27 protein-coding genes are annotated in these 25,308 nt (G+C 36.0%); 18 read left to right on the top strand and 9 right to left on the bottom strand.

Annotated elements, in window-relative coordinates; all coding sequences use genetic code 11:
- The first annotated feature begins 55 nt into the window (after positions 1–55).
- The 4 genes from chrA (at position 56) to ACIQYS_RS19750 (ending at position 7,147) form a co-directional block, all read left to right on the top strand.
- Entirely contained in the window at positions 56–1,219 is a 1,164-nt protein-coding gene (gene chrA, locus ACIQYS_RS19735) for a chromate efflux transporter (protein WP_402983848.1), read from the top strand.
- A gap of 389 nt (positions 1,220–1,608) precedes the next feature.
- Positions 1,609–3,348: an ABC transporter ATP-binding protein gene (locus ACIQYS_RS19740; protein ID WP_402983851.1), complete on the top strand. Its 1,740-nt coding sequence runs from the start codon at positions 1,609–1,611 to the stop codon at positions 3,346–3,348.
- Positions 3,348–5,087: an ABC transporter ATP-binding protein gene (locus ACIQYS_RS19745; RefSeq protein ID WP_402983854.1), complete on the top strand. Its 1,740-nt coding sequence runs from the start codon at positions 3,348–3,350 to the stop codon at positions 5,085–5,087. The genes ACIQYS_RS19740 and ACIQYS_RS19745 overlap by 1 nt, the downstream gene beginning before the upstream one ends.
- 803 nt (positions 5,088–5,890) lie before the next feature.
- On the top strand, positions 5,891–7,147 hold the full coding sequence (locus tag ACIQYS_RS19750; protein WP_402983856.1) for an MFS transporter: 1,257 nt from the start codon (positions 5,891–5,893) through the stop codon (positions 7,145–7,147).
- A gap of 38 nt (positions 7,148–7,185) precedes the next feature.
- Here the strand turns inward: ACIQYS_RS19750 and ACIQYS_RS19755 are convergent, their stop codons facing one another.
- A complete protein-coding gene (locus ACIQYS_RS19755; RefSeq protein ID WP_402983859.1) occupies positions 7,186–7,389 on the bottom strand; it encodes a YheE family protein in 204 nt (67 codons plus the stop codon).
- A 72-nt stretch (positions 7,390–7,461) separates the two neighbouring features.
- Between ACIQYS_RS19755 and ACIQYS_RS19760 the strand changes: the two genes are divergently transcribed.
- From ACIQYS_RS19760 to ACIQYS_RS19785, 6 genes are all read left to right on the top strand, one after another.
- Complete coding sequence (locus ACIQYS_RS19760; protein WP_402983862.1) at positions 7,462–7,851, top strand: ferritin-like domain-containing protein; 390 nt, start codon at positions 7,462–7,464, stop codon at positions 7,849–7,851.
- Positions 7,852–7,928: 77 nt separating this feature from the next.
- Positions 7,929–9,071, top strand: coding sequence for a DUF445 domain-containing protein (locus tag ACIQYS_RS19765; protein WP_402983865.1), 1,143 nt, complete (start codon positions 7,929–7,931; stop codon positions 9,069–9,071).
- Between the two features lie 16 nt (positions 9,072–9,087).
- Positions 9,088–9,432 carry a YlbF/YmcA family competence regulator gene (locus ACIQYS_RS19770; RefSeq protein WP_402983868.1) on the top strand — a complete coding sequence of 115 codons (345 nt, stop codon included), beginning with the start codon at positions 9,088–9,090 and terminating at the stop codon, positions 9,430–9,432.
- Positions 9,433–9,566: 134 nt separating this feature from the next.
- Positions 9,567–10,346, top strand: coding sequence for an enoyl-CoA hydratase (locus ACIQYS_RS19775; protein ID WP_402983873.1), 780 nt, complete (start codon positions 9,567–9,569; stop codon positions 10,344–10,346).
- Between the two features lie 330 nt (positions 10,347–10,676).
- Entirely contained in the window at positions 10,677–11,231 is a 555-nt protein-coding gene (locus ACIQYS_RS19780; protein WP_402983876.1) for a sigma-70 family RNA polymerase sigma factor, read from the top strand.
- Positions 11,215–12,234, top strand: coding sequence for an anti-sigma factor (locus tag ACIQYS_RS19785; protein WP_402983879.1), 1,020 nt, complete (start codon positions 11,215–11,217; stop codon positions 12,232–12,234). The genes ACIQYS_RS19780 and ACIQYS_RS19785 overlap by 17 nt, the downstream gene beginning before the upstream one ends.
- A gap of 241 nt (positions 12,235–12,475) precedes the next feature.
- On the opposite strand, the gene ACIQYS_RS19790 is transcribed toward ACIQYS_RS19785, so the two are convergent.
- Complete coding sequence (locus ACIQYS_RS19790; RefSeq protein ID WP_402983881.1) at positions 12,476–12,661, bottom strand: YhzD family protein; 186 nt, start codon at positions 12,659–12,661, stop codon at positions 12,476–12,478.
- 143 nt (positions 12,662–12,804) lie between these two features.
- Here ACIQYS_RS19790 and ACIQYS_RS19795 point away from each other — a divergent pair, with 143 nt between their 5' ends.
- The 5 genes from ACIQYS_RS19795 (at position 12,805) to yhaM (ending at position 18,290) form a co-directional block, all read left to right on the top strand.
- On the top strand, positions 12,805–13,002 hold the full coding sequence (locus ACIQYS_RS19795; RefSeq protein ID WP_402983923.1) for a helix-turn-helix transcriptional regulator: 198 nt from the start codon (positions 12,805–12,807) through the stop codon (positions 13,000–13,002).
- A gap of 2 nt (positions 13,003–13,004) precedes the next feature.
- Positions 13,005–13,316 (top strand): DUF2178 domain-containing protein, encoded by a 312-nt coding sequence (locus ACIQYS_RS19800; RefSeq protein ID WP_402983884.1) that lies wholly within the window; start codon positions 13,005–13,007, stop codon positions 13,314–13,316.
- 112 nt (positions 13,317–13,428) lie between these two features.
- Positions 13,429–14,634, top strand: coding sequence for a metallophosphoesterase family protein (locus tag ACIQYS_RS19805; protein WP_402983887.1), 1,206 nt, complete (start codon positions 13,429–13,431; stop codon positions 14,632–14,634).
- A 3-nt stretch (positions 14,635–14,637) separates the two neighbouring features.
- Positions 14,638–17,355, top strand: coding sequence for an ATP-binding protein (locus ACIQYS_RS19810; protein ID WP_402983890.1), 2,718 nt, complete (start codon positions 14,638–14,640; stop codon positions 17,353–17,355).
- Positions 17,352–18,290: a 3'-5' exoribonuclease YhaM gene (gene yhaM / locus ACIQYS_RS19815; protein ID WP_402983893.1), complete on the top strand. Its 939-nt coding sequence runs from the start codon at positions 17,352–17,354 to the stop codon at positions 18,288–18,290. The genes ACIQYS_RS19810 and yhaM overlap by 4 nt, the downstream gene beginning before the upstream one ends.
- A gap of 50 nt (positions 18,291–18,340) precedes the next feature.
- Here yhaM and ACIQYS_RS19820 read toward each other — a convergent pair whose 3' ends face one another.
- Complete coding sequence (locus ACIQYS_RS19820; RefSeq protein WP_402983896.1) at positions 18,341–19,285, bottom strand: peptidylprolyl isomerase; 945 nt, start codon at positions 19,283–19,285, stop codon at positions 18,341–18,343.
- 138 nt (positions 19,286–19,423) lie between these two features.
- Here ACIQYS_RS19820 and ACIQYS_RS19825 point away from each other — a divergent pair, with 138 nt between their 5' ends.
- Positions 19,424–19,528, top strand: coding sequence for a YjcZ family sporulation protein (locus ACIQYS_RS19825; RefSeq protein WP_402983899.1), 105 nt, complete (start codon positions 19,424–19,426; stop codon positions 19,526–19,528).
- A gap of 112 nt (positions 19,529–19,640) precedes the next feature.
- Here ACIQYS_RS19825 and ACIQYS_RS19830 read toward each other — a convergent pair whose 3' ends face one another.
- From ACIQYS_RS19830 to ACIQYS_RS19855, 6 genes are all read right to left on the bottom strand, one after another.
- Positions 19,641–19,826 (bottom strand): hypothetical protein, encoded by a 186-nt coding sequence (locus tag ACIQYS_RS19830; RefSeq protein ID WP_090570160.1) that lies wholly within the window; start codon positions 19,824–19,826, stop codon positions 19,641–19,643.
- Between the two features lie 69 nt (positions 19,827–19,895).
- A complete protein-coding gene (locus ACIQYS_RS19835) occupies positions 19,896–20,441 on the bottom strand; it encodes a DUF3267 domain-containing protein (protein ID WP_402983902.1) in 546 nt (181 codons plus the stop codon).
- Positions 20,442–20,559: 118 nt separating this feature from the next.
- Positions 20,560–21,093, bottom strand: a complete 534-nt coding sequence (locus ACIQYS_RS19840) for an HTH-type transcriptional regulator Hpr (RefSeq protein ID WP_402983905.1) — start codon at positions 21,091–21,093, stop codon at positions 20,560–20,562.
- Between the two features lie 456 nt (positions 21,094–21,549).
- Positions 21,550–21,921: a YtxH domain-containing protein gene (locus ACIQYS_RS19845; protein WP_402983908.1), complete on the bottom strand. Its 372-nt coding sequence runs from the start codon at positions 21,919–21,921 to the stop codon at positions 21,550–21,552.
- A 102-nt stretch (positions 21,922–22,023) separates the two neighbouring features.
- Positions 22,024–22,548, bottom strand: a complete 525-nt coding sequence (locus tag ACIQYS_RS19850) for a tryptophan transporter (RefSeq protein ID WP_402983911.1) — start codon at positions 22,546–22,548, stop codon at positions 22,024–22,026.
- 120 nt (positions 22,549–22,668) lie between these two features.
- The gene (locus ACIQYS_RS19855) at positions 22,669–23,094 is read right to left on the bottom strand and encodes an HIT family protein (RefSeq protein ID WP_402983914.1); all 426 of its coding nucleotides are present in this window, start codon (positions 23,092–23,094) and stop codon (positions 22,669–22,671) included.
- A gap of 179 nt (positions 23,095–23,273) precedes the next feature.
- Here ACIQYS_RS19855 and ACIQYS_RS19860 point away from each other — a divergent pair, with 179 nt between their 5' ends.
- Positions 23,274–24,023 (top strand): ABC transporter ATP-binding protein, encoded by a 750-nt coding sequence (locus ACIQYS_RS19860; RefSeq protein WP_402983917.1) that lies wholly within the window; start codon positions 23,274–23,276, stop codon positions 24,021–24,023.
- A complete protein-coding gene (locus ACIQYS_RS19865; protein ID WP_402983920.1) occupies positions 24,007–25,203 on the top strand; it encodes an ABC transporter permease in 1,197 nt (398 codons plus the stop codon). Before ACIQYS_RS19860 ends, ACIQYS_RS19865 begins: the two co-directional genes overlap by 17 nt.
- Positions 25,204–25,308 lie beyond the last annotated feature (105 nt).

Genomic DNA, 25,308 nt, shown 5'->3' on the forward strand with positions numbered 1-25,308 from the left:
TTATTACTCAAATGTCACGGAAAAAGCGATAATAGAAGTTGATAGATTGGAGGCAATGCCATTGAAAAATAACTATTTAGAAATAATAAAAGCTTCTACGAAACTTGGGTTAACATCATTTGGAGGACCAGCTGCACATATTGGGTATTTTCGGGAAGAATACGTACAAAAAAGAAAATGGTTGGACGATAAAATGTATGCAGATATCGTAGCACTATGCCAGTTTTTACCTGGTCCCGCATCTTCCCAAGTTGGAATTTCGATTGGTTTGTTAAGGGGTGGTATATTAGGAGGAGTCCTATCTTGGATTGGCTTCACGCTACCATCCGTCATTTTGTTAATGCTATTTGCAGGCTTCGTTACAACAACGGGATTGTTTGATAGCGGTTGGATTCATGGTTTGAAAATTGTTGCAGTGGCAGTTGTTGCTCATGCACTACTTGGTATGCAAAAATCGCTTGCTCCTGATAAGGTGCGAATTTCTATTGCAATAGCATGTGCTATTTTGACTTTGCTTATCCCCACTGCTATTGGACAAATTAGTATCATTGTTGCAGCAGGGATATTTGGTTATTTATATTATAAAAAAGAAGCAGTGGAACTCGCTCCTAGTATGGTACTCACTTTTGGTAAAAATACAGGTATTATTAGTTGGATTTTATTTTTGGGATTACTAATTTTATTACCTGTTTTCAAACCCTTTTTTCAAACTGTCTATTATTCTATTATTGATACGTATTATCGAGTTGGGTCTATAGTATTCGGTGGGGGACATGTCGTTTTACCGATGCTTGAACGGGAAGTTGAGGTAGCCCCGGATGTATTTCTTGCTGGATACGGAGCAGCTCAAGCAGTTCCGGGACCACTATTTACACTAGCAGGTTATTTGGGGCAAGTAACTGCAGGAATTCCTGGTGCAATTGTGGCAGTTATTGCAATGTTTTTGCCGTCATTTTTATTAGTGATTGGCACTTTACCCTTTTGGTCTTTTATCAGGTCAAAAAAAGGAATTCAAGCTGCATTGAAAGGTGTCAATGCAGCCGTAGTTGGAATTCTCCTTGCTGCATTATATGATCCCGTATTTACGAGTGCGATCACAAGTACAATTGATTTTATCATCGTATTAATTACATTTACGTTATTAGTCGTGTATAAATGGGCGCCAATTAAAGTAGTATTAGTTAGTATGTTACTTGGTGCAGTTGTTCAATTTATCTAATTTATTTCTTTTTTCGAAAAGTATTGACAACAGAAAATTCTGTATGCTAATGTTAAGGGACACTAAATAAATGGAAATGGAGGTATGAAAAATGATTCGTTTAAAAGATGGCTTAAAAAACTTAATAATTTGTTCATACCTACCATTAGACGAAAAATGATTTATAAGTAGACGTGTAAAGGAATAATAATGTCTATTTTTAAAGCACATTACCGTATTATGGGTAATGTGCTTTTTTGCATTCAATCATTTCCATTTTTAGTTAAAAGTATGGAGAGGAGTGTTGAATATGATTATTCAACGAACAAAACAAATTTTACTAAAGGAATCTCTAGAAGGCGGATAGCCAAATGTATAAGCAGATTTGAAGAGAAAAGAGGGGTTAACGGATGTTTTCTGTTTTATTTAAATTAAAATGGTTTTTCCAAGAAAACTGGAAGCGATATACGATTGCAGTAGGATTGCTTATAGTTGCAAGTGTTATAGAAATTTTACCACCTTGGGTTGTCGGCAATGCAATTGATACGATTACTTTGGGGGAAATTACGTCAAGTCAATTGTGGCAATACTTTTTCATATTTTTAGTAATTATTGTTGTCGCATATGCACTCAATTTTATATGGCAATATCAGTTATTCGGTGGTTCAATCTCCATTGAGCGAATTTTACGTACGAAGTTGAATCGTAAATTTTTACGCATGACGCCAACCTTTTATGAAAAAAATCGTACAGGAGATTTGATGGCTCGTGCAACAAATGATTTAAATGCGGTATCCCAAACTGCAGGGTTTGGAATTATGACGTTAATCGATTCGACCATGTATATGGCTGCACTAATACTCGCAATGGGTTTCATCATTTCATGGAAGCTTACATTGTTCGCACTATTACCTATACCGATTATGGCATTTATCATGCAATATTTAGGGAAAATCATTCATGAAAAATATATGACGGCTCAAGATGCATTCGGCGAGTTAAACGACCGCGTATTAGAATCAATAGCTGGCGTTCGAGTTATTCGTGCATATGTGCAAGAACGTGCAGATGAAAAAAAGTTTGCTGATATGAGTGAAGATGTATTTCAAAAAAATATGGTCGTTGAACGAATAGATGCACTGTTTGGACCTATTACGAAAGTAGGTACGGGCATTAGTTATGTAGTTGCTTTAGGATATGGGGCGTACTTAGTTTCTAGAGGCGAAATGACAGTTGGGAACTTGATCACTTTTAATGTTTACTTAGGTATGGCGATCTGGCCAATGTTCGCAATTGGTGAGTTGATAAATGTCATGCAACGCGGTAATGCTTCTTTAGATCGTGTGCAGGAAACGTTGGATTATGAACAAGATGTAAAAGATCCGGCGAACCCAATTACGCTACAAGACGCTAGTTCCATTGGATTTGAACAAGTTGGATTCCAATACCCATTGTCACAAGTGAAAAACTTGCAAAATATCCGAGTAGAACTGGAAAAAGGGCAAACGCTTGGTATTGTCGGGAAAACGGGGTCTGGGAAGACGACGTTTATGAAACAATTACTAAAGGAATATCCGATTGGTACAGGGGTATTAACTATCGGAGAAACAGCTATTTCAGAACAAACAAAAGATCAAGTTTTGGAATGGATCGGTTATGTTCCACAAGACCATGTGTTATTTTCACGAACGATCCGTCAAAACATCCTTTTTGGGAAAGAGGATGCAACGGAAGAAGAGTTAGAAGATGCTATTCGCTTAGCTCATTTCCAACAGGATTTGATGAATTTGCCGATGGGACTTGAAACATTAGTAGGAGAAAAAGGTGTTTCCTTATCAGGTGGCCAAAAACAACGTGTGTCGATTGCGCGTGCGCTTATTAAAAATCCAGAAATTCTATTATTAGACGATTCGCTCTCAGCGGTTGACGCGAAAACAGAAGCGAAAATTATTGAAAATATACAAACAGAACGTAGTGGAAAGACAACAATTATTACGACGCATCGATTATCCGGTATTCAGCATGCAGACCGAATTATCGTACTAGATGAAGGACTGATAGTAGAAGAAGGTACTCATGAAGAACTTCTTTTGCAAAATGGTTGGTACAAAGAGCAATACGATCGTCAACAGCTTGAGGGGGTGTCGTAATGAGTACAGGAAAACGACTCTACCATTACGCATTATTTTATAAAAAACCAATTTTGCTCGGTTTAATCTTTTTAACAATTGCGGTGTTTGCCGATTTATCCGGTCCATTCATCGCGAAAACAATTATTGATGAACATATTGTAGAAGGTTCTATTGAATTTCAACCGATTCTACTGTTGCTAGCACTATTTTTTGGATTAAGTATTGTTACGGCAGTCTTTCGATATTTCATGTTTATCCAATTACAAATAGGGGCAAACCGAGTTGTACAAAAACTACGAAACGATGTATTTCAACATATACAGACGCTACCGATTCAGTATTTTGACAACTTGCCTGCTGGTAAAGTAGTTGCTCGTGTAACAAATGATACAGAGGCCATTCGTAATTTGTATGTGCAAGTACTATCACAATTTGCGACAAGTATTATTTCTATTTTAGGGGTATACGTTGCACTTTTCATATTAAATGTCCGAATGGCTTTAATGGCTTTATTTGTTCTTCCAATCGTTTATATTTGGATGATTGGTTATCGGAAATATGCGTCTAAGTATAATCATATTGTTCGAACGAAAATTGCCGATTTGAATGCCATGCTCAACGAATCGATCCAAGGAATGTCCATTATTCAAGCTTTTAAACGGGAAAAGCAAATGGACCGTGAATTTGAAGAGATGAATGAAGAGCATTATCGTTATCAAAAGAAATTATTAGTACTCGATTCTGCTACATCGTTTAACTTAGTTAGCGTTTTGCGTTCCATTATGTTTATTATGTTTATTACGTATTTCGGCTTTCAGTCGATGGAGCCAATTAACATCGTTTCAGCTGGTATGCTCTATGCCTTTGTTGACTATACGACTAGATTATTTAATCCAATTACAGGAATTGTCAATCAGTTCTCGCAATTGGAAAGATCACTAGTAGCCGGTTCTCGTGTGTTCACATTACTCGATGAGCCAGGTGAAAAAGTAGCGGATAAGAAAATGGAGCGATACGAAGGAAATGTAGAGTTTCAAAATGTTTCATTTGCATACAAAGAAAAAGAGTATGTGTTGAAGAACTTGAACTTTATTGCTAATAAAGGTGAAACGGTGGCACTTGTAGGGCATACAGGATCCGGTAAAAGTTCCATTATGAATTTATTGTTCCGTTTCTATGATCCATCTAAAGGAAAAATTCTCATAGATGGTAACGATATTACGTCATTACCAAGGCAAACCATTCGAGAACATATGGGTATTGTTTTGCAAGATCCTTATTTATTTTCCGGGACGATTGCATCGAATGTGAGCCTGAACGATCCGAAGATTTCGCGAGAGAGAGTAGAAGCAGCACTCCATGCAGTTGGCGGGGAGCGGGTGTTGAAAAATCTTGAAAAAGGATTGGATGAACCGGTTATTGAGAAGGGGAGTACATTATCCTCTGGTCAAAGACAGCTCGTCTCTTTTGCAAGAGCGCTGGCGTTCGACCCGGCTATCCTAATTTTAGATGAAGCAACATCTAATATTGATACGGAAACGGAAGAAATCATTCAACATGCAATGGATGTATTGAAAAAAGGAAGAACGACTTTTATCATTGCACACCGACTTTCTACTATTAAAAATGCAGATCGTATTTTAGTATTAGACCGCGGAGAAATTGTAGAAAGTGGGACGCATGAAGAATTGTTGCAACTTCAAGGCCGCTATGAACAGATGTATAAATTACAAGCAGGAGTACCTTCACACGCATAATGCGCGTGGGGGTATTCCCTTTTTTATATTAATCGTATTGAAGGGATAATGTGTCGAAGAAAGTTGACTAGTGACCGCTGGGATTCCCGCTGCAGGGCGGACGCTTTCCGTGGGGTGAGCGATGAGCCTTCACCGCCGCTAACGCGTACGCCTGCGATGGCTTATCTCTGTCTCACTAAGGAACAAAGGCTAAGAGCGCCACATCGTGTGGCAACGCCTTCGTGACCAACATCCTGTTGGCCTCCGCCGAAGTCGCCGCCCTTCCGCTCCAATCCACAAGATTGCTACTAATTAGCGAATTGCTTTAAAAATTGATAGATTTATTAGCAGAGGAAAATACACTTTTAGCAAATATTTCATTAAGTAATATCCAGTAGATGGCTAAGGGCAACCAATTGATTATGGGAGGCAACTAGTTCTAAGTTGAAAGCAATCAAATTAGCACATGAGCAACCGATTTGCGTATGAAAGCAATCAATTCTCTAAACAAGGAATTTACTGAATTAGAGAAGGCCATTATGATGATGAAAATATACATTATTTGGTTAATTCTAACATATAGAAGCTACTACTCACTATTTCGTTAGCACATTTTGTTGATTGAAGCCGTGCCCGCGGAAAGCGTCCGCCTGGAGCGAAAATCAACTGCTATTGCGGTATCTCATTAAGACGCACAATCCCTATTAAAGAGCAACAATCACTTATAAATGCAGTTATTTATATGGAACGAATAATACTATTGAAGTTTTCTGACGGCCGTCGTATATTTAGAGAGACGAAATAAAAAGAAAAAGAGGTTCTGCATGATCCATTGGCTACTAGATTGGAAAACAAAAATAGTTTATTTCAATAAAAACATACGATTATTTATGCTTGCAAATATACTCATTCAAATCGGAATGGGTGTATTTTCTGTTATGTACAATTTATATATTAAAGAATTGGGATTTCCGGAAACGGTAAATGGGAAAGTAATCTCCATGACCTCACTTGCGACGGCAATTATGCTTATCCCTGCAGGTTTTTTAAGCGATCGTTACGGCCGAAAAGGCATGATTATTCTGGGAACTGTTATTACAGTAGTAACTCTTTTTTACCGAAGTGTAGCAGTAGGTGAGCAATCCCTCATATATGCAGCATTTGTAACAGGTTTGTTTATGGCACTAGTTCAAGTTTCCGGAGTCCCTTTTCTTGCGGAAAACTCGCATGCTAGTGAACGTATGCATTTGTTTAGCATTCATTTTTCATTTGTAACAATTGCTGGTGTGATTGGAAGTTTAGGGGGTGGGGTATTAGCAGATGCATTACATGTATATGCTAACCTGCCTGTTCTTGATTCGATCAAGTGGGTATTAATAGTAGGAACAATCATTTTCGCATTAGGTTTATTTCCTTTATTCCGATTAAAAACAAGTGAAAAGATTGTTGAAAAAGAAGAGACAGCGGAAGAACGAATAAAGGTAATACCAAGTAATTTTAAACGAAATATTACTGTCATTGCGTTATTTGGATTTGCCAATTTACTAATAGGAACGGGTTCAGGTTTAGTCATTCCTTATTTGAATTTATACTTTTCGAATCGATTTGACGCTTCCAATGCTTATATTGGACTCATCCTATCCCTTGGCTCTGCGATGACAGCAGTTGCCATGTTATTAGGTCCAGCTCTTGTAAAACGAGTGGGGCAAGTTCGTGCATTAGTCATATTTCAATTACTTTCCATTCCATTTTTATTTATCACGGGCTACACAAATTCTTTAATCATTGCATCCCTCGGATTTTTACTTCGTCAAGCACTGATGAATGCTGGAAATCCAATTCAAAGTGCGATTGCGATGGATCTTGTGCATGATAAATATAAAGGGCTTGCAAACTCTGTCAATCAAATGGTATTCCACATTGGATGGGCGAGCACTGGAGGAATTGCTACGGGGCTTGTCATGGCGCACGGATTCTACTGGGGTTATGCATATACATTTTCGATTACAGGTGTTTTATATATTATCGCATCTACTTATTTTTATATTTTATTTGGACGAAAGAAATTAGGGGCTGTATAAAAAAAGCGCGGGGGAGAAAAAAATCCCTTGCGCTTTTCTTAGTCATATACATGAAAAAGCATGAGCTCATGAATCATTTTCTTGACTGTTTCTTCGTCGACAGGTGCCTCACCTATCCATTTGATCGTACCATCTGATTCATACTCAGCTGCGTATCGTGTTTGTTTATAGAAGAAAGAAATAGACCAACCAGGTAGTTGTTTGTTTTCATATAACGGTTTGAAGCTAAAATGCTGTAGCAATTCTATCAACCTTTCATGTGGCATAATTTATTCGCATACACTAGTAGAAATGACTAATGGAGGAGCGTCTAATTGTTTACTGAAAAATTAAAACAAGCAATACTAAATGAATATGAAGATTATCATTTTTATCGTTCTATGTATAATTTAACTGACGATCCGTATTGGCAAAGTTTTATCGAGCATGTGTATATAGATGAAAAAAGCCATTACGAAATGTTCCAACAATTATATTATATGCTTACAGGGACATTTGTTCAAAATTTCCCGGAGCCTAAAGAGTGTTTTAATTTAAAAGAATGTGCAAAGATCGCAATTAGAGATGAGTTAGAGGCTGCCGAATTGTATAAGGAAATGCTGCTCCAAATACCGATTCAGCAAGCATATGCACCACTATTTGTAGCGATGCATGACGAAACGGAGCATGCTATTCGTTTTTCGACCATGTTTAACGCGTTGTAACAGCATTGTATAATATTTTAGTGTTTGTCCTTCCTCTGCTATAATAAATGAGAAGCTAGAGGAAAAAGGTGAAACAGATGAATTTTATTTGGACAATCGCATTTATGGCAATCGTTGGAGCAGCTATTGGAGCAGTTACAAATCATTTAGCTATTAAAATGTTATTCAGACCACATGAAGCAAAATATATCGGATCATGGCGACTTCCATTCACACCAGGTCTAATACCAAAAAGACGGGATGAACTGGCAAAACAATTAGGAAATACAGTGATTAATCACCTATTAACACCTGAAATTTTTAAACGAAAATATTTTAATGAAGAAATGGAAGAAAAAACAACCAAATTGATCGTTCGACAATTGAATGAAAAAATATTACTTTCCGATAAAACAATTGCAGATTGGTTGAAGCTTGGTGGTCTTGAAAATATTGCTTCTATGGCAAATGAAAAAATCGAAAAGCAAGTGGATATTCAATTTGATCAATTAAAATCAAGATTTGAACATGAGACAATCCGTGAGCTAGCCCCTTTAGATTGGCAACAAAAAGCAGATATGAAAGTCGGAGAAATTGTTGCATATATTCTTAAAAAGGGAGAAGACTTTTTCGAATCGGAACAAGGGAAAATCGCTGTTAAAAACTTAATTGATGATTTCCTTTCGACTAAAGGAACACTTGGAAGTATGATTCAAATGTTTGTTGGAGAATCTTCTTCGCTTGCAGGAAAAGTACAGCCCGAAATTTTAAAGTTTTTAAGAGCACCTGGAACGAAAAGTATGTTAGAAAATATTGTGCGAAACGAATGGGAAAAGCTGAAGGATCGTCCAATTGTGGAGATGATAGACGGCTTTGATTTTGAACCGGTCATGGCGAATGTGAAGAAGTATTTGACAGAGCAGCTGGCAATCGAAGAACGTCTAAGTCATAGCTTAGTTTATTATTTCCCAGAAGCAACGGAATGGACGCAAACAACGCTAGTTCCTAAACTTACTTCTTTTGCATTTGCAGAAGCAGAAGCAAAATTAGAAGAAGTATTGCGTAAAATGAAATTAGAAGATATGGTAAAAGAGCAAGTCGATTCTTTCCCAGTTGCACGCTTGGAAGATATCGTACTTGGTATTTCGAAACGAGAATTTAAAATGATTACCGTTCTAGGTGGAGTGCTTGGAGGTCTTATCGGGATCATTCAAGGAATCATTGTATTTATTACGGGATAAAAAAGGAGCCAATAACATGATAAATATTTATGACGATATTAACAAATTAGAAGCGACATTGCGTAAAACAAACGAATTCGCTAACGTAAAGATAGCTGTTGATGCTGTAAAAGCTGATGCAGAGGCATTAGCACTATTTCAAAGCTTTCGCAAAATCCAATTAACCCTTCAAGAGAAACAAATGAGAGGCGAAGAAATTGCTGGCGAAGAATTAGAATACGCACAAAAAACTGCGCAGCTTGCCCAAAACAATGCAAAAATTGCACAAATGCTTCAAGCAGAAATGAGTTTAAGTCAGTTAATTGAGGAAGTAAACCGTGTACTAATCAAACCAGTACAAGAACTTTACGACGGTATTTAATGTAAATGGATCTCTCCAAAATCGGATGAGATCCTTTTTGTTTGCCTGTTTTGTAATAGACAGCAGGAATACGGACATACATGACGAATCTATTTAGAGATGAGGGATTATTCATTTACAAAGGGGAGAATGAAATGTATACAACCATTAAGTTAGAAAAAGAAGGACGAATCGCTACATTAACATTAAATCGTCCTGAAGCGATGAACTCGATGAATGAAGAGATGATGAAGGAGCTTGCGGTATGTTTGGAATCTTTAAAAGAAGATACCGCGGTACAAGTGTTATTGATCAAAGGAGAAGGACGTGCATTTTCAGCTGGTGGAGATATAAAAGCGATGATCGATACAAAAACTCCATTTAATCTGGATGAAGTAATGAAGTATGTGTCACGCATTGCATTATCCCTATATACGTTACCACAAATTACAATAGCTTCCGTACACGGTGCAGCAGCGGGACTTGGATGTAGTCTTGCACTTGGATGTGATGTAATCATTGCAGAAGAAAATAGTAAACTCGCGATGAACTTTATAGGAATTGGGCTAGTACCAGATGGTGGTGGGCATTTCTTCTTAAGAGAAAGAATAGGTGTTTCAAAAGCCAAACATTTAATATGGGAAGGCAGAAAGTTAACTAGTACCGAAGCGAAAGCGCTTGGTTTAGTAGATGAATTGGCATCAGACGGTTTAGGTTGGTCAACAGCAACATCGTATGCACATAAACTTATACAATCTCCTATTGCTGCAATGATTGCGACGAAGGAAATCTTACATGCAGGAAAAGTAAAGGAATTAGAATTAATATTAGAAAAAGAATCGGTTGCACAAATAGCGATGAGAAAAACTGCGGATCATTTAGAAGGAATAGAAGCATTTGTGGAAAAGCGTCAGCCGGCGTTTAATGGAAACTAGTGGAATTTAGAAGTTGAAGGTCGATTTTCATCGGCCTTCAGCTTTTTTGGTTGCCAGAAATGGATAGTTGGAAGTATGTAAGTAGCGACCATTCCTAGAGACTGGTCGCTTTTTTTTGTGGGAAAAATATCCTTTTACAACTAACGCTACGATTTTTACAACTAAACACACCGAAATTACAACTAAATGCTCTAAAATTCCAACTAAAATATCATTTTTTCTAACTAACAGGCAGGATCTAAGTAAAACCTAAATTATTTATTGAAAAAACAAATTTAACTGTAACAATATACATAGTGGATCGTTTTAAGTAGGAAGGGAGGCGGAAAGTTGAAGAAAAACAGGCAAGACGAGTTAGAAATAGTCTATTTAGCTTTCGCAAAGCCTCTTTACTATTACTTGTTGAAACTAACTGGCTCCGACATAATGGCAGAAGAGCTTGTACAAGAAACATTTTACAGGGCAACCTTATCACTGGATTTATATGAAGATGGGCAAGTAAAAAGCTGGTTATTTAAAGTAGCACGTAATACATATATGGATGAATGGCGCAAAAGAAAGCGATGGGGGTGGGTTCCTTTTTATAATCATCTTTCCAATTCTACAGATTTTGTTAGCCCATATGGGGTACCGGAGGATGATTTATCGGTGAAGGAAATTGCAGATGAAGTGAAGGATATATTGGAATTGCTACCGGAAAATTACCGAACGATTCTTTATTTGAGAGAATATGAGCAGTTTTCGTATGAAGAATTAGCCGGTACGCTAGATATTTCGCTAAATCAAGTAAAAGTGAATTTGCATCGAGCCAGACAGCGATTTAAACAGCTAGCTGAACGGTTAGGGAAAGATTTTGAAAGAGGTGGAAATGATGGAGTGGAATGAAGAGAAAGCTCAACAAATTGTAGGAAAGTATAAAAAGCGGTTTTCTTGGAGATTTTCATTAAAAGTAATACGTGTAGTAGCAGCAATCATTTTTTTATATTTTATTTATATGATGATAATATCTATAGCATTTAACAGTGGTAGTGGAGGAAAAAGAGTAGAGTTTTATCAAAAACTAGCGATCGATTGGACTTATCCGGAAGTATCAAGTGGGATTAGCATGAGCCAAGTGCATGAAATTACTCCATTCCTTACACAAAAAATAGAAATCCCACTTACGAGGAGAATTGGAAATGAGGATTATGTAGTTTCAGAGTTAACCTTAAGCAAACGATTATTCAGCACACTTAGTCATGTAGAAATTGAGAAAAATTATCCCTACAGTTCTTCGGAAAGTAAGTTTTATTTTAATTTGCCATATTATTTAAATTCCGACCGTAAGCTAAAGGGAAGTGAATCTCCTCAAGTATGGAGTAAATTAGAAAAAATTCATGAAGGGAATGTTGCTGATCTGGCGTTTTCTACAGATGAGTATTACTCTCCAAAAGAAATAATTGAGCTTATATCTGCTTATGATCTTGATATTACTTGGATGCCTTTATATATGGGAGAAAATGAGCGATTTACAGGAGTTGGTTGGGGTTGGGGAGATGATTCGATGAGGATAGATTCACCATGGGGATTGTCCGGAGCTAGAGTTATCGATAAACAATTTGGAAGTGGGTACTTAGCGAAGAGTCTTGATTCAAGTTCGGTAGAAGATAGCGAAAAAGCAATGCTAGACAATATGCAAATGATGTTAAAAGACAATAAAAAACTTGCGGAAGTATTGCTTAATACACAGAACTTGCAAGAAAGATATGATTACTTACATGATGAAGGCTTCCAAGCGTATGGTGCAGTCGTGACAGGTCCGGTAAAAGAATTATTAAAATTGAAAGATATAAAAGAGATTCGCAGCGTTCAACTGGGAGAAATCACCTATTGGAACTGGGAAAAATAAAAAAATGCGAAGTGTTAGTTAGTAGTAAGTAGCGACCATTCCTAGAGACTGGTCGCTTTTTTGTGGGAAAAATATCCTTTTACAACTAACGCTACGATTATTACAACTAAACACACCGAAATTACAACTAAACCATCTATTTTTCCAACTAACCACTTCAAAATTACAACTAAACGTATTTCCCTAGAAAAACAAACAAAAAAAGGACTAAAACCAAGAAGGTTTTAGTCCTTTCACAAGCTCAAACATGAAATAATACAAGCTTCCCTGCACTATTTACTAAACGATGCGTCGTTTCAAGCAGTCCTTTTTCTTCGATTGCTGCTTCCCCTTTTTTCTTCGCCTCATCGTCATTTTCGAAAGTCCATGTTTCTTCAACAATCAGCTTTCCTGTTGGTTCAAATGCAGTAAATTTATACGTTTTCATGAATCAACACCCCTTTATTTTACTTACATTTGATTATACATCAAAAAATTTAAAAGAGGAATGTAAAGTGAGCTTGACAATCAGATGAATAGTAAAGTATACTTTACGTAAAGTTAGCTTTACAAAAGGAAGTAGGAATTATGATGGAAAATTTAGTTAGAGAAAAGCGAGTGGCTCTAGGCATGACGCAAGATGAATTGTCGGTCATGTTGGATGTTTCTAGGCAAACAATTATTTCTTTAGAAAAGGGACGATATAATCCATCTATCACATTAGCTTTTAAGCTTTCGAAATTGTTCCAATGTACGATAGAGGAAATATTTATATATGAGGAGGAATAGCCATGTATGAAGAGTTTGATTTATTAGCATTTTTGTTAGGATTACCGCTTGCAATTGTGATCATTGCAATTGTATTTTTCACGATGAGAAGAATAGGAAAGAAAAGAAGATGGTTTGATGAACGATATTATAAAATCCATGAAAAAGCACGTTCTTTATCTTGGACGGTAACTACGATAACTATATTAATAGTGTGGATGATTATTATTTTTATGGAGGGACCAAGGTTAGCTTTTTTCATGATGACGGCGATTTGGGTTATTCATATGATCTCTTATGCAATCGGATCATTCATTGCTAGTAGATCCAACTAAGAAAAAATAAAACAGATGAAAGTATAAAAGATTGCAACATATTCATTTGTATGCAGTCTTTTCTTTATGATAAAATAAGAACAAATATTCGATTTTTAGCGAGGTGGAAGCAATGACAGAAATCCGATTTCTCCATATAGCTGATTTGCATTTGGACAGCCCTTTTAAAGGGATTTCCTCCATTCCGCAAAGCAAGTGGAAGGATATACGTGAAAGCACATTTAAAGCTTTTACAAATATTATGGAATATGCAGTGGAAAAAAAGCCAGATTTCGTGTTAATAGTTGGTGATATTTATGATGGAGAAAATAGGAGTTTACGTGCCCAACATTTATTTCAAAAAGGAATGGAGATGTTACAGTCAGAAGGAATTCCAGTTCTTATTTGTTATGGAAACCATGATCATTTAAGTGGAAATTGGGTACGGTTTCAGCTTCCAGATAATGTGCAAGTATTTGGGGAAGAAGTGGAAACAAAAACATTGGAAATTCGAGGGGATAAAATCCATATATCTGGATTTAGCTATAAAGAGCGGCATGTTTTAGAAGGAATGCATAGCCATTACCCAACATCAAATGGACAACATATTCATATAGGAATGCTGCATGGAAGTGTGGAAGGAAACGTGGAGCATGATGTATATGCCCCTTTTCGTAAAAATGATTTAATTGCAAAAGGCTATGATTATTGGGCACTAGGTCATATCCATAAGCGACAAACATTGCATAATGATCCGCCTATTGTTTATCCAGGTAATACACAAAGTCGTCATCGAAACGAAAAGGGCTTAAAAGGATTTTATGATGTCACATTAACAAATAATAATGCAACGCTACAGTTTATCCATTCCTCTGCATTTATATATGATGTGGTAGAAGTTTCTTGTGAGGGGATTGTTCATGCCAATGAATTAATAAACTGTGTTGAACAATCTCTAAACTTATACAGGGAAGCAAACGGAAATGCAATTGTCGAACTTATTTTAACGGATATAACAGGAGAGACAAGTGAGCTCATACAAGGATCATCTAAAGAGGAATGGCTAACACTTATTCAAGAAAGTTTAGAGATGGATCATACGTTTATAATCGTAAAAGAATTGCATGTAAATCTTCCTAAAAAAGAACGAAAAGAATTGAATATGTTGCTAGAAATAATGAGAGATTGGAATCCTTCTGATTGGAAATATGTTTTAAAAGATCTTTATCAACATCCTAAGGGTAGTAGATATTTGCCTACAATTGACGAACTATTTACGGATGAAACGATGCAGGAAGCGGAACAAATCCTTTCAAAAGTTGTGACAAGGGGTGAATAAACAATGAAAATAGAAAAACTCCATATTTACGGCTTTGGAAAACACGTAAATGTAGAAATAGATTTAGCAGATGGCATAAATGTTTTGTATGGGGAGAATGAAGCTGGAAAGTCTACAATTCAGCAATTCATTTTGCATATTCTATTTGGATTCCCGCCAAAAAATGCTCAGCTATTACGGTACGAACCTAAAAATGGGGCTATGTACGGTGGGAAAATTCATCTAGTAGATGAGCATGGAGCTCGTATGATAGTAGAACGTGTAAAGGGGAAGGCGATTGGGGACGTCACATTATTCTTTGAAGATGGCACCCGAGGTGGAGATAAGGAACTTTCCTCTTTGCTTCATTCATACAGTCGTGCAGATTTTGAAGCAATTTTTTCTTTCTCATTACTTCAATTGCAAGGGTTTGAAAAAATGACAGAAGAAGAGTTGACAAGAACACTCTTGACATCGGGGACGACAGGGATGGACATGCTAACCAGTGTGGAAACTCAATTTGTAAAAGAGATGGGAGAACTTTTTAAACCAACTGGTAAGAAACCATTGATCAATCAAAAAATAGAAGAGATACGAGAATTAGAGTTTACATGGAAAAAGCAAATGGAAGAAGTACAAAAATACGAGCCTTCCATCAAACGGTTACATGAACTTGAGCTGCTGATAACAGAAATGATAGAGAAGGAGAAAATTATTTCTGATCAATTACAACATTATCTAAGCTGGAAGCAACTAAAGCCCATAAAAGAAAAAGAAATAGAGTTAGAACAAGCTTTGGAAAAAGTAAAGTATATTACCTTTCCAATAGATGGAATACGTCGCTATGAGTTAATCAAAGATAAAGAAGTTAATGTGAAAATTACGCTCGAACAATTAAAAGAAGAACTCGCAACTACAACAAATAATCTCCAAGTCTTAACGCAAGAAGAATTAGAAGCGCTACAAGCCTTTTTAACTAATGAAACCCAGTGGCATGAGCTCAGAGCGAAGCGAATACAAATAGAAGAGGAACAAAGCAAAACATTGCAAAGTCAAATGCAACAATTAGCCCTAATTGGTGTGGATTGGGAAAAAAGTTTGACGCATATTGTAGAAGCAGATGTATCTATTGCTCAAGAGGATAAGCTTGTTTCCTATCTTCAAAAACAGGAACAATTAGAAAGACAAATCATACAAGAAAATCGTTTATTGCAAATGAAAAAAGAAGACCTCGGAAAGCATCAAAATCATATAAACGAATCGAAACGTACGAAAAGATCCGCTTCACAGAAAAACAATGCAAACGGAATAGCTTTTCTGCTCATTGGAATCATTCTCCTAGTAGGATTAGCCTTTAGTTTTCTCCAAGCAAATTGGATAATTGCACTGACAACAGTTCTTATTAGTGTATTAGTATATGTTGGCTTTGCGTTCCTGCTTAAAACGGTGCAACAATCAAATGACATTCAAAAATATGAAAGTTTATTATTGAAAGAGCACCAGGCATTAAAGGAACAAATTGCACAACTCGATGATACTATTCGTGAACTTGAGCGAGAAAAAAACCAAATCGGTCAGCAAGTACATGCATTTTTAATGAAATACCATATGAGTGAACAGCTTTCACCTAGCTTATTACCAGAGTTATTTAATAGACTTCGGATTATTCAAGAACAACAAATGCAATTAGATCAAATGGAAACGAAATTATACGAAGTCAGTGAAAGACTTCAAAAGCTATTTGTACAAGCACAAGAAGCGGCAACCATTCACTTAATAGAAGATATGCTATTCCACCAGCTTCGTGAACATTATTTAACAGAAAAGAAAAAAGCAGAAGAGCAGCAGTTCATAGCTAAAAAAATTGTCCAACTCGAAACTAAACTACAGGAAACTAGATTACTTCTTACTGCATACGCTCAAAAAACTAGTGAGCTTTTTGAAGAAGCGAAGGTAAAAACGGAAGAAGATTATTACACTACGTATAATTTGTATGAAGAAAAATTAACCATAGAAAAGGAAATTCAGCAGATTCATATGCAACTAGGAGATAATCGAATTAGCGTACATGATTATGAAGAAAACTTTGAACATGAATGTAAAGAAAAATTGCAAGCCTTTCAACAGGAACGTAACCAATTATTAGAAGAAAAAGCATCCCTTTTATATAAAACACAAAAGTTACTCGAAAATGATGAACAAAGTGAAAAACTACAACAACTAGAACAGAAAAAAACAGAGCTGCATGAACTAGTGAAAAAGTGGGCTGCTTATAAGGCCGTTGTAGAAACGATACAACAAACTTTGTTGCAATTAAAAGAAGAACGTCTTCCAGAAGTATTAGCGCACGCACAGAGCTATTTCCGCACGCTAACAGGCAATGTTTATGAAGCATTAATCCTAACGCCAGAAGGAAATTTTGAAGCTGTCAGACCAAACGGGCAACGTTTCAAAGTTGCCGAGCTTAGCCAAGCGACGAAAGAACAAGCATACATTTCGCTACGAATTGCACTTGCAGTAGCATTAAAAGGGACAATATCTTTTCCAATCATTATGGACGATCCATTTGTACATTTCGATCGTTTCAGGCTACAACACATGGTACAATTAATGACAGAGCTACAAAAAAAACATCAGCTACTATATTTTACATGTCATGAAAATATGCGATATGGCTGGAAAGAAGCACACATCGTTCAAGTAGTGAACATTTTAGCCGGAAGTGGAGGGAATGTGAAATGAAAGGTATTACACAATTACGAGTAGGAGATCCAGTAGATCATTTCTTACTAATCAAACAATCAACAAAAGGTATAACAACTGTTGGCAAGCCATTTATGTCACTAGTTTTACAAGATAAGAGCGGCGATATTGAAGCAAAACTATGGGACACAAATGAGGAGCATGAAAAACTGTATGCTGCGAGTCAAATTGTCCGTGTCGGAGGAGAAATTCAAGATTATCGAGGAAAGTTCCAACTTCGCGTAAAAAGCATTCGCCCAGCAAAATCAGATGAACAGGTGACTATTCAAGACCTCGTGCCATCAGCGGAGAAGTCGAAAGAAGAGCTAATGGAAGAACTGATGCAGTTTTTCTTCGAAATGAAAAATCCTTTAATCCAGCGTATTACTCGTCATTTACTTAAAAAACATCAACCTGCTTTTATGACATATCCAGCGGCAACGAAAAATCACCATGATTATGCATCTGGTTTAATCGATCACGTTGTTTCCATGTTAAAACTTGCGAAAGCATTATGTGATTTATATCCGACACTTAACAAAGACCTTTTATATGCGGGAATAATTTTACATGATATCGGAAAAGTAATTGAGCTATCTGGTCCGGTTGCAACAACATACACAACTGAAGGGAATTTACTTGGTCATATTACGATAATGGTCAATGAAATTTCAAAAGCAGCGGATGAACTTCAAATTGAAGGTGAAGAAGTAATGCTTCTCCAACATATGGTGCTCTCTCACCATGGTAAAGAAGAATGGGGAAGTCCAAAACGTCCGATGGTCCGCGAAGCGGAAATCTTGCATTATATTGATAATATCGATGCAAAAATGAATATGCTAAATCGAGCATTAGACAAAACTAATCCCGGGGAGTTTACTGAACGTTTATTCCCATTAGAAAACCGTTCGTTTTATAAACCTACATTTGAATAACAAAAAAGCGTAAAGGTACTTGTCCTTTACGCTTTTTATATGCGAGATGATTATTTACTACTTTCTTCCTTTGAAGTATCTGCATCTTCAGTCGTTGTATCTGTTTCAGTTGGCGCTGGTGTATCAGCTGCAGCTAAAAACTCATCCAACGCTGTTTTTAGATCTTCATCTTTGATCTTGATATCCGCATCTTTCATCATTTTCGCTACTTTCGTTAATAGCGCTGAAGTATCTGCTTTTTCAAGCTTTAATTGTTTTTCAAGCTCCGCTTTTTTATCTTCGTAAGATTCTTTTATCTCACGCTTGTCCGTCACTTCAATGATGTGATAGCCAAAGCTAGATAAGATTGGATCGCTTATAACGTTTTTCTCCAATGAAAATGCACCTTCTAAAAACTGTTGATCCATATTAGTTGATTTGTTAAACCAACCTAAATCTCCACCAGTTGTTTGTGCTGCTTGTTCAATGGAATATTCTTTTGCAACTTCTGCAAAATCTTTCCCAGATTCTAGTTCTGTTTTCACCTTTTTAGCAGTCTCTTCATCTTCTACTACTATATGACGAGCTTTGATTTCGTTTTTAATATTTTCGTATTCAGCTTTAATTTCATCTTCTGTTACATCCACGTCTTCAATTAAAGCTTTTTCTTGCATCAAATTAAGTTCTATGAATTTTTTATAAGAAGCTTCTGTATAACCTTGTTGTGCGATTATAGCTTCGAAGCTATCGCCATATCGTTCTTTGTCCGCTTCTAATTGAGCGTTTACTTCATCTTCTGTCACTTTATATTTCGATGCTAGTACTTTTTCAATCATCAGAAGTTGAAATGCTTGATCTCCAATAGATGCTTTCATTTCTTGATATAAGTCATTCTGAGTAATATCTCCAACTTTTGAAGTAGCGATCACTTCATTGCTAGCTGCGGAATCGTTGCTACAAGCACCTAATGCAAGAACGGATCCTGCAAGTGCTAATGTTAATACTGTTTTTTTCATGGTAATCTCTCCTAACTTCTTGTTACTGCCGTAGTTACTATAACATAAACGAAATAAAAACAAAAATGGTTCCCTTTCATTTGCCTACCGATTATTGAAAAAATCGCATAGGATACATGGAAAAGGAGGTGTTTTTAAATGGGCGGACAATATAGCGGTGGTTATGGAGCTGGTTCTGGTTTTGCGTTAATTGTTGTTTTATTTATTCTTTTGATCATTGTAGGGGCAGCGTTTATTTACTAATGAAGACGTGAACTAAGATCGTGTAAAATCGATCTTAGTTCTCTATTCATTTATAAGCCAAAAAAGAAATGACCCGAAATCATTCCGATGATTTGGGTCCATTTTTTTTCTCTTAAACTGCGTAAACTAGTTCTACATAGAAGGAAACAAGAAGTATCGTAATTAGTATGTTAATAGTACGAAAAATCTTTGGGTGTTTTTCTTCTGGTATTTCTTTTGACATAACTAAAGCGTATGTCATTCGGTTTATTTGTAGCAAATAAAATGCTGAGAATAGAACTAAAGTAAATATGATCATGTCCAAACTCCCTTCATATACTAGTAAGCATATCAAAGAAGATGCGAGTTTTACAAGTGTTACTTCTTGCTAATTATGTGTCGGAGTGATTAGAATTTCGAAGCCAGCTTCTGTTTCTTCAATATATGCACTTTTTGGAGACTTACTTAAATGCTTTACATATATTAAATCGATTAAACAAATACCGCAATGGTACGCAAATAATATAGTGAAATAATGCGAAAAAACAGGAAGAAGTAATGCTCCGATAATTAATACCACATTAATAAAAATAAAAGGTGCTAATAAAGAAAAGATAAATCTATTTTTATTAATTGGTTCCACAATTCTTAACGATACAGTTGGTAAAAATCCAAATTGTTTTTTGTTTACTATTTTAATGTTTTCACGATATTGAAAAAGTGGAATGAAGTGTAATAACTTGTGAAGCGGATAAACGCTTAAAAATGCAAAGATAAATACTAAAAAATATTCGTCTGATTTATTTGTATTATTAATAATTACTAACAAAACGTATGCGAAAGAAAAAACGATTATAACTAAGAGAGACGATAATAGAAATAACCTTTCCAAGCCATATTGTTTTTGTACATTAATTGTTTTCCAACAATGCAAAGTGTATGCAACTCCTATAGAAGAGAATTAGCTTCAGATACATACAATACGACTTTTATATTTAAAATGCAATACCATAAATTATTAAAAATTATAGAGCGCTTACACTAGCAAAAATCTATTCTTTTTGAATGAAGGATTCATCGATATTATTAATAGAACGTTCAAATATCTCCATGAAGTCATCCCCATAAATATTCCGAATAACGGCCATTACGTCTAAAAATTCTGGAAATTTACCATATAATTGTTTCATTGAACGGGACCCTTCTATCACGGAATGTGGTGTATCATGATAATTTTCATACATTTCGTCGAGTAGTGTTTTTCCTTTTGGAGTAATTTCTACGTAAGTGTTTCGTTTGTCATCGTCTCTTTTGGAAAAAGCAAGTAAACCGCGCTCTTCTAGCTTTTTGGAGAAATTAAAAGCAGTTGAAACATGCATAACCCCGAATTTTGCAACTTCAGATACGGTAGCACCTTGTAAATGATAAGAGATCCATAAAATGTGATGTTCATTAATATTCAAGTCATAAGGTTTTATCCATGCTTGCCAATCTTTTTCTACAGCTTTCCATAATGCTTTGGATAGCTGTGCAATACGCTGACTATAGAGCATTGCTTCTTTCATCGTATAAAACTGTTCAGTCATATGTATGCCTTCTTTCTCTATTATAATCTTTCAAACATTATAGCAAGAAAGTATGTAACTGAATACATATTATCAAAAATAAATGATAGTTTATAAAGGATAGTACATGCAAGGGGTGACCGCAATGATTTCCGCCGGGTTAGCGATGAGTCATCGCCGCCCTTCCGCTCCACTGCTCTAAATTCAGTCTTATGTAGTGTTTCCTAGAAGTAAATTCCAATAAACAGTTGAATGGACTGAATGTGCTGTAGTATATCGATGTATAGGTATCCAGTAAATGGCTAAGATTAATCAATAAGTTTTGGAAAGCACCCAGTTAACTTGAAGTGAAATACCAATAATTGTATTTCTAGATTGGGCTTTAACATTCAATCTATAACTTCGTAGACTATAAAAAATAGGACATTTCTTGTTTCAAGTTAAACAAGAAATGTCCTATTTTATTTGAAGAGGTGGTTAGCTAGTAGCTTCTTTTTTCTTTGGCAACGTTTTTTCCATTTCTTCGATTGCTGATTGAATAGCGGAAATTTCTTCTTGAAGTTTTGCCTGTAATGGGGCGGTTTCGCTTTTCCATTGCTCCACATCTGCTTTAATCTCTTCTATAGCATGTGGAATAACTTCTTTCGACTCTTTCGTGAGATTACGTATCGAATTTTTTAAATCTTGCATTTGGACTTTAATATCAGATAATTTATCCCGGAGATCGGTGGAAGTCGATTTTAAGGAAATACGTACTTCACTACCCGACTTAGGAGTGGATAATAAAACTGCAGTTGCTCCAGCTAATACTCCTGTTGAAATCCCTAAAAATAATGGTCCTATTTTCATTTGAGTTCACCCCTTATGTAATCTAGTATTCCTTTTCATAACATAATTAAAACATAATAATTTGAACAAAAAAAGCTTTCCTTCGAAAAGGAAAGCAATAATTTAAACTGTAAGAGCTGTTTTGAATTTAGAACGTTTGATCAACTTTCCGATAATCGGATAAATAATAAAGAATGCTACTGCATTGATCGCAATTGCAGGAAGAACTACTATAACAAATAATTCTCCAAATACTGCTCCTGCTCCAAACACAAAAATCGCAGTTGATAAAAATACCGTACCCGATACAAGTGTTCCTACACATGTAAGAACTACTGCAACTGGTAACTTGATAGCAAATTTAGTGAGTAATAGTACTAATCCAAAGAAGACAAATGCTGTTACCGATTTATCGATAATGTTCGGAACGAATCCGCCTGGAAATGTCGAAAACAATCCAGAAATAACACCTGTTGAAATACCAAGTAGAAATACACTCTTTACGTCAGGGAACAACAGTATGCCAATAAACATCATGGTCAACATAAAATCTGGTTTCATCCCACCATTAAATCCAGGGATAATAATATAAAGTACTGCACCGACCCCTATTAATAGGGACATTAATACTAAATTTTTCGTATTCAATTCTCATCTCTCCTCAGCTTTTCTAAGCTCTATTTGTTTATATCCCTCTAACGTATCCTCTTGATCGTTAGCAAGAATCTTACCACTGATTGTAAGTCTTTTTACCCTTAATTGCAACAACTAGTTTGCAAGTTTTTCAGCTAATTCTTTTGCTAAGCCTTGAATAACTTCAGGCGTAAATGTTTTTTCTTTTGTCATCCAAGTTGCACGGAAGCCATCCGTTTGATCATAACGAGGAATAAAGTGCAAGTGAAAATGGAAAACACTTTGCCCGGCAGGAGCTCCATTATTATTAAGTAAATTCATGCCAACAGGTCCAAATGTTTCTTTTAGAACAGAAGCAATCTTTGGAACTACTTTAAATAAATTACTTGCTTCTTCTTCCGATAAATCATACACATTCTCTTTATGATTTTTGGGGATAATAAGTGTATGTCCTTTTGTTAGTGGCTGTATATCCATAAAGGCATATACATGCTCATCCTCATAAACTTTCGCACTTGGAATAGAACCGTCGATTATTTTGCAAAAAATACATTCACTCATGGAAAAACCTCCTATTCATTGTTACAAAAAGTTTATCATATAATGGGACAGGTTTGTTTAACCTTTTTACAGTAAAAACATTTTTTGTGAAAAGGGTTGGGGGTTGCGAATTTGATTAAGAGAAGATTTTTTCTAATAGCTTTGGTAAACTATTTAAATAGAAAGTTGAGGTGCGAAAGATGACTGTACTAAAAGTAACTAACGTAACAGGTGGCTATACAAGAAAGCCAGTGCTGCATAATCTAACTTTTTCCATTGGGAAAGGGGAATTAGTTGGGTTAATAGGATTGAATGGAGCAGGGAAGAGTACAACAATCAAACATATTATTGGAACGATGAACGCTGCCAAAGGGGAGATTCTACTAAACGGAAAATCGTTAAAAGAGGATCCGGCAACGTACCGTACTTCTTTTTCGTATATACCGGAAACACCAGTATTATACGATGAGTTAACATTAAAAGAACATTTAGAGCTTACTGCAATGGCTTATAATCTAGAACAAACCGTATTCGAAGCAAGGAAAGAGTCTTTACTAAAAGAGTTCCGAATGGAGAAACGATTGAACTGGTTTCCAGCACATTTTTCTAAAGGAATGCGTCAAAAAGTAATGATTATGTGTGCGTTTTTAGTAAATCCTGATTTATATATTATTGATGAACCCTTTGTAGGATTAGATCCATTAGGTATTCAATCGCTACTTGATCAAATGAAGGCACGAAAAGACGAAGGTGCCTCTGTTCTAATGTCTACCCATATTTTATCGACAGCGGAGAAATATTGTGATCGAATCCTTCTTTTGCATAATGGGAAAATACGTGCACAAGGAACAATGGACGATCTACGAGTTGCTTTTAACAAGCCACATGCGACATTAGATGATTTATATATCGAAATGACGAAGGAACAACAAGATGAACAATTTGCGTGAAATATGGGGTAAGCGTTTTGTCTATTATATAAATGAATTACAAAAATACTTAAAGTATATTTTCACTGGGCATATTGCAATTGTAATTGTTTTCGTCTTAGGCGCAGGGGGATATACGTACAGTGAATGGCTTAATACAGCTCCGAAGAATTTTCCCGCTTTTTTAGTTGTAGCTTTCATTTTAAGTATTTTACTGGCGATGAGTACACCGGCTACACTGATGAAGCACGCAGATAGTGTGTATTTTTTACCGTTAGAAACGAAGCTTAAGGAATATTTAAAGCTTGCGCTAAGATGGACCTACTTTTCATCTGTTTTTCTATCACTTGCGGCTTTTCTTGTTTCTATACCGTTACTTACGAAAGTTGCGAGTGCTACGAAAGAAGAGATTTTATCTTTTTTCGTTTTTGTTTTAGTGATGAAGTACTGGAGTATTTACGCGGAATTTAATTATCGTTTTGCTTCGAATGGCAGAGCGGTGTGGGCTGACCGTTTTATACGTTTTCTTTTACTATTTGCGGCGCTCTATTTCTTATTAAGTGGAAACTATTTATTTTTAATCGTGGTTGTTATTATTCAACTGATATATGCATTCGTTTGGCAGAAGAAAAAGAATGAAGTACCGTTTCCATTTGATCATTTTATCGAAGTGGAACAATCTCGCATGATGCGGTTTTATCGATTTGCGAATTATTTCACCGATGTTCCGCATATACGAGGGATGACGAAAAGAAGAAAATGGCTGGATGTGGTTTATAATCTTGTTCCATACGCGCAAAAAAATAGTCAGCTATATTTAGTGTTACGTACCTTTATCCGTACAAATGATTATTTCTTTTTGTGGGTTCGACTTACAGCATTATCGGTTATTGGCGTAATCTTTATCCCGTTTCCAATCGTTGCAGTTATTTTCACAAGTGCGCTTGCGTTTGCAACAGTTGTCCAATTACGACATGCGTTATTAGCTGGTCACGAGTTTCGAATGGATCAGTTATTTCCGGTGGATCCGAATGCTAGAAAGTGGGCAGTCAATAAATTAATGCGTATGATTCAATTTGTACAGGCAGTTTTGGTACTCGTTGTAGTTTTAGTGCAAGGTGCGTTTACGCTTCCAATGTTCCTCATACCTATAGCCGTGTACATCGTATCAGAATTAACAGTTCGAATGAGCAAGAAATGAAAAAGAGGCAGGGACAGAAGTAGCCTCAATCAATGAAAAAAGTGAAATCGCGTGCGATTTCACTTTTTTCATTTTATTTTAAGATTATACGGACAAGAGCTTATA

Source organism: Psychrobacillus sp. NPDC096426 (assembly GCF_044762745.1).
Taxonomy (GTDB): Bacteria; Bacillota; Bacilli; order Bacillales_A; family Planococcaceae; genus Psychrobacillus.

What these genes read in the sequence shown, in the direction of transcription:
- chrA (WP_402983848.1), top strand. Translation starts at nt 56, where the DNA reads ATGCCATTGAAAAATAACTATTTAGAAATAATAAAAGCTTCTACGAAA.
- ACIQYS_RS19740 (WP_402983851.1), top strand. Translation starts at nt 1,609, where the DNA reads ATGTTTTCTGTTTTATTTAAATTAAAATGGTTTTTCCAAGAAAACTGG.
- ACIQYS_RS19745 (WP_402983854.1), top strand. Translation starts at nt 3,348, where the DNA reads ATGAGTACAGGAAAACGACTCTACCATTACGCATTATTTTATAAAAAA.
- ACIQYS_RS19750 (WP_402983856.1), top strand. Translation starts at nt 5,891, where the DNA reads ATGATCCATTGGCTACTAGATTGGAAAACAAAAATAGTTTATTTCAAT.
- ACIQYS_RS19765 (WP_402983865.1), top strand. Translation starts at nt 7,929, where the DNA reads ATGAATTTTATTTGGACAATCGCATTTATGGCAATCGTTGGAGCAGCT.
- ACIQYS_RS19770 (WP_402983868.1), top strand. Translation starts at nt 9,088, where the DNA reads ATGATAAATATTTATGACGATATTAACAAATTAGAAGCGACATTGCGT.
- ACIQYS_RS19775 (WP_402983873.1), top strand. Translation starts at nt 9,567, where the DNA reads ATGTATACAACCATTAAGTTAGAAAAAGAAGGACGAATCGCTACATTA.
- ACIQYS_RS19785 (WP_402983879.1), top strand. Translation starts at nt 11,215, where the DNA reads ATGATGGAGTGGAATGAAGAGAAAGCTCAACAAATTGTAGGAAAGTAT.
- ACIQYS_RS19790 (WP_402983881.1), bottom strand. Translation starts at nt 12,661, where the DNA reads ATGAAAACGTATAAATTTACTGCATTTGAACCAACAGGAAAGCTGATT.
- ACIQYS_RS19795 (WP_402983923.1), top strand. Translation starts at nt 12,805, where the DNA reads ATGGAAAATTTAGTTAGAGAAAAGCGAGTGGCTCTAGGCATGACGCAA.
- ACIQYS_RS19800 (WP_402983884.1), top strand. Translation starts at nt 13,005, where the DNA reads ATGTATGAAGAGTTTGATTTATTAGCATTTTTGTTAGGATTACCGCTT.
- ACIQYS_RS19805 (WP_402983887.1), top strand. Translation starts at nt 13,429, where the DNA reads ATGACAGAAATCCGATTTCTCCATATAGCTGATTTGCATTTGGACAGC.
- ACIQYS_RS19810 (WP_402983890.1), top strand. Translation starts at nt 14,638, where the DNA reads ATGAAAATAGAAAAACTCCATATTTACGGCTTTGGAAAACACGTAAAT.
- yhaM (WP_402983893.1), top strand. Translation starts at nt 17,352, where the DNA reads ATGAAAGGTATTACACAATTACGAGTAGGAGATCCAGTAGATCATTTC.
- ACIQYS_RS19820 (WP_402983896.1), bottom strand. Translation starts at nt 19,285, where the DNA reads ATGAAAAAAACAGTATTAACATTAGCACTTGCAGGATCCGTTCTTGCA.
- ACIQYS_RS19825 (WP_402983899.1), top strand. Translation starts at nt 19,424, where the DNA reads ATGGGCGGACAATATAGCGGTGGTTATGGAGCTGGTTCTGGTTTTGCG.
- ACIQYS_RS19830 (WP_090570160.1), bottom strand. Translation starts at nt 19,826, where the DNA reads ATGATCATATTTACTTTAGTTCTATTCTCAGCATTTTATTTGCTACAA.
- ACIQYS_RS19840 (WP_402983905.1), bottom strand. Translation starts at nt 21,093, where the DNA reads ATGACTGAACAGTTTTATACGATGAAAGAAGCAATGCTCTATAGTCAG.
- ACIQYS_RS19845 (WP_402983908.1), bottom strand. Translation starts at nt 21,921, where the DNA reads ATGAAAATAGGACCATTATTTTTAGGGATTTCAACAGGAGTATTAGCT.
- ACIQYS_RS19855 (WP_402983914.1), bottom strand. Translation starts at nt 23,094, where the DNA reads ATGAGTGAATGTATTTTTTGCAAAATAATCGACGGTTCTATTCCAAGT.
- ACIQYS_RS19860 (WP_402983917.1), top strand. Translation starts at nt 23,274, where the DNA reads ATGACTGTACTAAAAGTAACTAACGTAACAGGTGGCTATACAAGAAAG.
- ACIQYS_RS19865 (WP_402983920.1), top strand. Translation starts at nt 24,007, where the DNA reads ATGAACAATTTGCGTGAAATATGGGGTAAGCGTTTTGTCTATTATATA.